The organism is Veillonella sp. CNR 79/14 (assembly GCF_003992185.1).
Taxonomy (GTDB): domain Bacteria; phylum Bacillota; class Negativicutes; order Veillonellales; family Veillonellaceae; genus F0422.
In genome coordinates, this window is the sequence record NZ_RQVH01000039.1 from 1 (window position 1) to 5,526 (window position 5,526).

The 5,526-nt window shown below is 34.6% G+C and carries 6 protein-coding genes and 1 pseudogene; all 7 read left to right on the plus strand.

The window, feature by feature from the left end; translation table 11 throughout:
- On the plus strand, positions 1–195 hold a 195-nt coding region (locus EO119_RS08175), incomplete at its 5' end, for a hypothetical protein (RefSeq protein ID WP_206168801.1).
- On the plus strand, positions 185–1,219 hold the full coding sequence (locus tag EO119_RS07980) for an N-acetylneuraminate synthase family protein (protein WP_126941394.1): 1,035 nt from the start codon (positions 185–187) through the stop codon (positions 1,217–1,219). The genes EO119_RS08175 and EO119_RS07980, both read left to right, overlap by 11 nt.
- Before the next feature lie 4 nt (positions 1,220–1,223).
- A complete protein-coding gene (gene neuC / locus EO119_RS07985; protein WP_126941395.1) occupies positions 1,224–2,342 on the plus strand; it encodes a UDP-N-acetylglucosamine 2-epimerase in 1,119 nt (372 codons plus the stop codon).
- A 13-nt stretch (positions 2,343–2,355) separates the two neighbouring features.
- A complete protein-coding gene (locus EO119_RS07990; protein ID WP_126941397.1) occupies positions 2,356–3,051 on the plus strand; it encodes a cytidylyltransferase domain-containing protein in 696 nt (231 codons plus the stop codon).
- A gap of 212 nt (positions 3,052–3,263) precedes the next feature.
- Positions 3,264–4,022, plus strand: coding sequence for a glycosyltransferase family 2 protein (locus EO119_RS07995; RefSeq protein ID WP_126941399.1), 759 nt, complete (start codon positions 3,264–3,266; stop codon positions 4,020–4,022).
- A gap of 33 nt (positions 4,023–4,055) precedes the next feature.
- Entirely contained in the window at positions 4,056–5,195 is a 1,140-nt protein-coding gene (locus EO119_RS08000; RefSeq protein ID WP_126941401.1) for a glycosyltransferase, read from the plus strand.
- 68 nt (positions 5,196–5,263) lie between these two features.
- Positions 5,264–5,526, plus strand: a pseudogene (locus EO119_RS08180) (SAM-dependent methyltransferase); the annotation flags it as partial.

Sequence of the window (5,526 nt, forward strand, 5' to 3'; positions counted from 1 at the left end):
GTTTTAGGAGACTCTTATGATATTAGATGCTATTACTTATATCCTATAATAATTAAGATGTTAAAAAAATATGAGAATATAAGTGGGATTGATGAAGAAGTAATAGAATTTTTTGACAAACTAGCAAAGCAAGGTAAGATAATTGCAGTCGATTCAATAGAGGAGTTAGAAAGGATATGCCAATATGAAGTTTAATATAGGTCAAATTGAAGTAGGTCATGGCTGTAGACCTTTGGTGATTCCGGAAATAGGAATTAATCATAATGGTAGTTTAACAGTTGCTAAAGAAATGGTGTATGCGGCGTACCAAAGTGGTGCTCGTATTGTGAAACACCAAACTCATATAGTAGAAGATGAGATGAGTAGTGCAGCTAAGAGTGTAATTCCAGGTAATGCTGATATTTCTATATATGATATTATGGAAAAAGCAGCATTGAATGAATCTGATGAATACGAATTGATGAAATATACAGAATCTCTAGGTATGGAATTTATCAGTACTCCTTTTTCACGAGCGGCAGCAGAACGATTAGAAGATTTTGGAGTGAAAGCCTATAAGATTGGATCTGGAGAGATGAATAATCTTCCTTTAATTCGACATATTGCGCGGTTTGGTAAACCTATGATAGTGTCTACCGGCATGAATGATTTAGAAAGCATCAAACGGACTGTGGCAATCCTAGAGGAAGAACAAGTGCCATTTGCTTTGTTACATACAACGAATTTATATCCTACAAAACCAGAGTGGGTACGGCTAGGGGCAATGCAAGAAATGATGATGGTATTTCCACATATACCAATTGGACTTTCTGACCATACTTTAAATAATAATGCTTGTATTGCCGCAATGGCATTAGGTGCTGTTGTGCTAGAACGGCATTTTACAGACTCTATGAATCGTGTAGGGCCAGATATTGTTTGTTCGATGGATCCGAAGGACTTAAAAGCATTATTAAGTGCGGCTAATGAAGTGCCCCTTATGCTAGGTGGTAAGAAAGCACCTATTCAGGAAGAACAAGTCACTATCGATTTTGCTTATGCTACGGTTGTTACCATTGCAGATATCCGAGAAGGAGAGACTTTTACGAAGGATAATCTGTGGGTGAAACGACCTGGTACAGGTGCAATTTTGGCAAAAGATTTTGAAAGTATTATAGGAAAGAAAGCAAAGATAGATATTTCAAGTGATACTCATCTTACTTGGGATATGATAGAGTAATATTATGAAACGAATTGTTTTTATTACAGGAACAAGAGCTGACTATGGTAAATTAAAGTCTTTAATGTTATCAGTAGAAAAATCGGATAACTATGAATTACATGTCTATGTAACTGGGATGCATCTATTATCTGAATATGGTTCCACCTTCAAAGAGGTTGTGAAGGATGGGTATAACCATATTTATATTGCAAGGGAAAATATGCCTACCTATAACATGTCTGCTGATTTAGGAAAAGGTATTTCTAATTTCACTCGATATATAGGGGAAGTAAAACCGGATTGTATCGTGGTACATGGTGATCGTGGAGATGCCCTAATGGGATCTATTGTAGGGGCATTTAATAATATACATGTAATTCACATAGAAGGTGGCGAGATCACTGGCACGATTGATGAATCGATACGTCACGCAATTACAAGATTTGCCCATGTACATCTAGTAGCTAATGAACAAGCAAAAGAAGTCCTTTTAGCGATGGGAGAAGATGAAGAACGAATTAAAATTATTGGGTCTCCAGACATTGATATTATTAGACATAAAAAGTTGGGCTCCATTGATGATATAAAAGAAAAGTTAGGGATTTCATATAATTCTTATGCGATTTTATTATTTCATCCAGTTGTGACAGAAGTAAAGAAGCTGCAAGAGCAGGTAAAAGAGATTATTCAAGCTTGTAAAGAGAGTAGTAAGCAGTATATCGTGATTTATCCTAACAATGATACTGGGAGTCAAATTATTCTTGATGCTTATAAAGAATTAGAGAAGTGTAGCGCATTTACTATGTTTAAATCGGTAGGATTTGAAGATTTTTTAGTGCTATTACAAAATGCAGAATTTATGCTTGGTAATTCTAGTGCGGGCGTACGTGAGGCTCCCTATTTTGGTGTACCAACCATCGATATTGGTAGTCGACAAGAGGGACGGTATTCTGCAATAGATAAAAGTATTATTCATATTGAGTGTAAAAAAGATATAATTATATCGGCAATACAATCTTTACCATATAGATATGAAGTAGCTCATAGTTGGGGGGAAGGAAATAGTGCAAATCTATTTATGGAAATTTTGAACCACTCAGAGTTCTGGAAGACATCATTACAAAAACGTTTAAGTTATTAAGGATTGGGTTAGAATGTATCAAAATAAAAAAGTTCTTGCCATTATACCAGCAAGAGGCGGAAGTAAAGGGATCCCCCATAAAAATATTATTAGTTTATGTGGTAAACCATTGATAGCGTATACAATTGAGGCAGCTAATCAATCTACATATATTGATACAGTTATCGTAAGTACAGATGACGTTGATATACAAAGGATTAGTGAACAATATGGGGCATTAGTTCCATTTCTAAGAGAAGCTAAGATTGCATCTGATGAAGCAACAACAATTTCTGTGGTAGTAGACGCTGTGAAGCGATTGGAAGTAAATGGTGAGAAATTTGACGTTGTGATATTATTGCAACCAACATCACCGTTAAGGACTGCTGAGGAAATTGATGTAGCTATTGATATATTTTTTCAAAATAATATGCAAGGTATTGTTAGCGTTAATGTGGCTGAGGTTTCACCATTTTTGTTGCGCACGATTGAAGGCTCTCAATTACAACGTATTATAAGCAAGAATAGTACAATTCGAAGACAGGATATGCCAACATATTACGAGGTAAATGGAGCCATTTATATTAATGCAATTTCAGATATTAAAGAATCGTTGAGCTTTAATGATAATCCAATTCCATATATTATGAGTTGTGAACATTCCATTGATATTGATACTTGGGATGACCTTGAAAAAGCAAAATACTACTTGAGCAATAAACGAGGGTAGAAAAATAAATATTTGAATGAGGATTTTGGTACGCATTGTACATTAGATGAATAAGTGTTTATTTAATGTAAACTACTCTTTTATAATTTATAGATGTACCTTATAACCTGTTGTTGAATACAAAGCGTAAACTTGATACAATAAAGAACGAATAAAAGACTATCACGTAAGGTGATAGTCTTTGTCATATGTGGATAGATAAGAGGAAGTTTATGAATACAGTTAGTGTGTTAATTTTAACGAGAAATGAAGAACAAAACATCAAAGATTGTATAGAAAGTTGTCAATCCTTTGCTGATGAAATTCTTGTCATCGATGATGGCAGTGAAGATAATACAGTATCTATTGCGGAATCGTTAGGAGCAAAAGTATTGCATCGATCCATGAATGGCGATTGGGGCGCACAACAAACATTTGCTATAGGACAAGCTAGCAGTCATTGGATATTCTTTATTGATGCAGATGAACGGTGTAGCCCAGAATTATGTGAAGAAATTAAATTGGCTATACAAGGAGAAGATTTAGCGTATTGGATACAGCGGCATAATCGCTTTCATCATAATGTAGCCACGCATGGAGTATTACGTCCAGATTATGTATGTCGGTTGATGCCGAAAGAAGATTCTTATGTAGAAGGATATGTTCATCCTGCGATTATTACACCTTACGATAAGAAGCAATTAACAGCACCTATGTACCATTATACCTATGATAATTGGGATCAATATTTTAATAAACTTAACAAATACACAACCTTATCGGCAGAAAAATATAAAAAGGCGAATAAATCGGTATCCTTTTTGAAAGATATTGTATTTCGACCATTTTGGGCATTTCTTAAAATGTATCTTTTACAAGGTGGCATTTTAGATGGAAAAATGGGGTGGGTCTTGTCTGTGAATCATTATTTTTATACGATGACAAAATATGTGAAGTTGTATTATTTATATAAATCTAATGGTAAGTTGTAATTAAGCGTTATACGATTACGGTAAGGAGTTCCCATGCGAGTTGCCATATTAGAAAGCATTATCATGCCAGCAGGTCATGAAGTAGAATTTGATAGAATCCTTGTGAATGAAATGAAACGGCAAGGACATGAACCTATGTTTTTTGTACCGGAAAAATTCCCTTTTAAGGTTGATTATGGAGTGCCTGTTCATGAGTTACAAGGTGGCGAAGTTGTGACGTATGCAGGAGCTACTTGGTATCAAAAACTATGGCGATCCGTACAACGTGAGAAACGGCGTGTAGCCTGGTTTAATAGTGCGTATGAATTAGCAAAACAAGGGGCTTGTGATGCCATAATTATTCCTACAGCCACGTATCGGTATATTAAATCTTTGATGAGAAGTGAATTAAAAAACTCACCAGTTCCTGTACATATTATATTTCATGGTATCAATCCTAAGGAGCAACCTAAGTTTGAAAAACAGGCTAGACGAATACAAGCATATAAGAATATTCATTTGCATGTTATTACATTGCGAAATGATTTTGTTAATAGTGGGTTGACCAATGTGCAATTAGTAGCTCCACCTGTATTTAAGCCAGTATATAATAAAAGTAATATTGTAAAAGATAAAGAAGAACCACTACGAATTGGTTTTTTTGGACAATTCCGCAAAGAAAAAAATCTAGAACCGTTTATACAAGCCTTTATCCATGCAAAGTTTTCAGTACCTGTTGAATTAGTAGTACAAGGTGCAACTGCAAAGCCTGAGGATACAGCATTATTTAGTTCACTTATAGAAAAGTATAAACATACTCCAAATATCGTATTTAGACATGAAAATCTAATTGGTAAAGATTGGGAGGACGCTTTATTATCTGTAGACGCTATTGCAATGCCTTATGCAGCGGAGAGGTATAGATACCATTGGGGAGCGATGCTATTTACAGCCATTGGATATAACAAACCAGTACTAGTGTCTCCAGAGTTAAATCCAGAGGTATTAGAACAATTTCCTGTTGGATGTGTGATACAATCATTAGAAGAAACGGATATTATTTGTGCTATGCAAGAATTAGTAGACTTGTTAAGTACAAAAAAAGCAGAAACTAAAGTTGCCTTGGAAAAGGCTAATGAGGTATATAGTCATGAGGCGCTAATTCGAGGAATTTTGGAAGAAAAGCTAGAATAAAATAATTATAGCTACATATTATAAATAACTAGTAAAGATCTAGTAAATGAGGTAATGATAATAAACGGATGATTAATAAAAAGTGCCATGTTTTTACTCCTGCGCATATTGTAGATATTATGCTCGATGAAGTAGGATATATAGAAAACTTATATGGAAAAAGTTTTTTAGAGAATTCCTGTGGAACTGGACATATCCTGTGCAAGGCAGTTAAAAGATATATAAAAGATTGTAGAAAAAATAAAATTAATGATGCTCAAATTAAAATTGGATTAGAGAATGATTTTTTCGCAGTAGAATATGACGCGTTGAACTTTGAACAGTGTAAAAG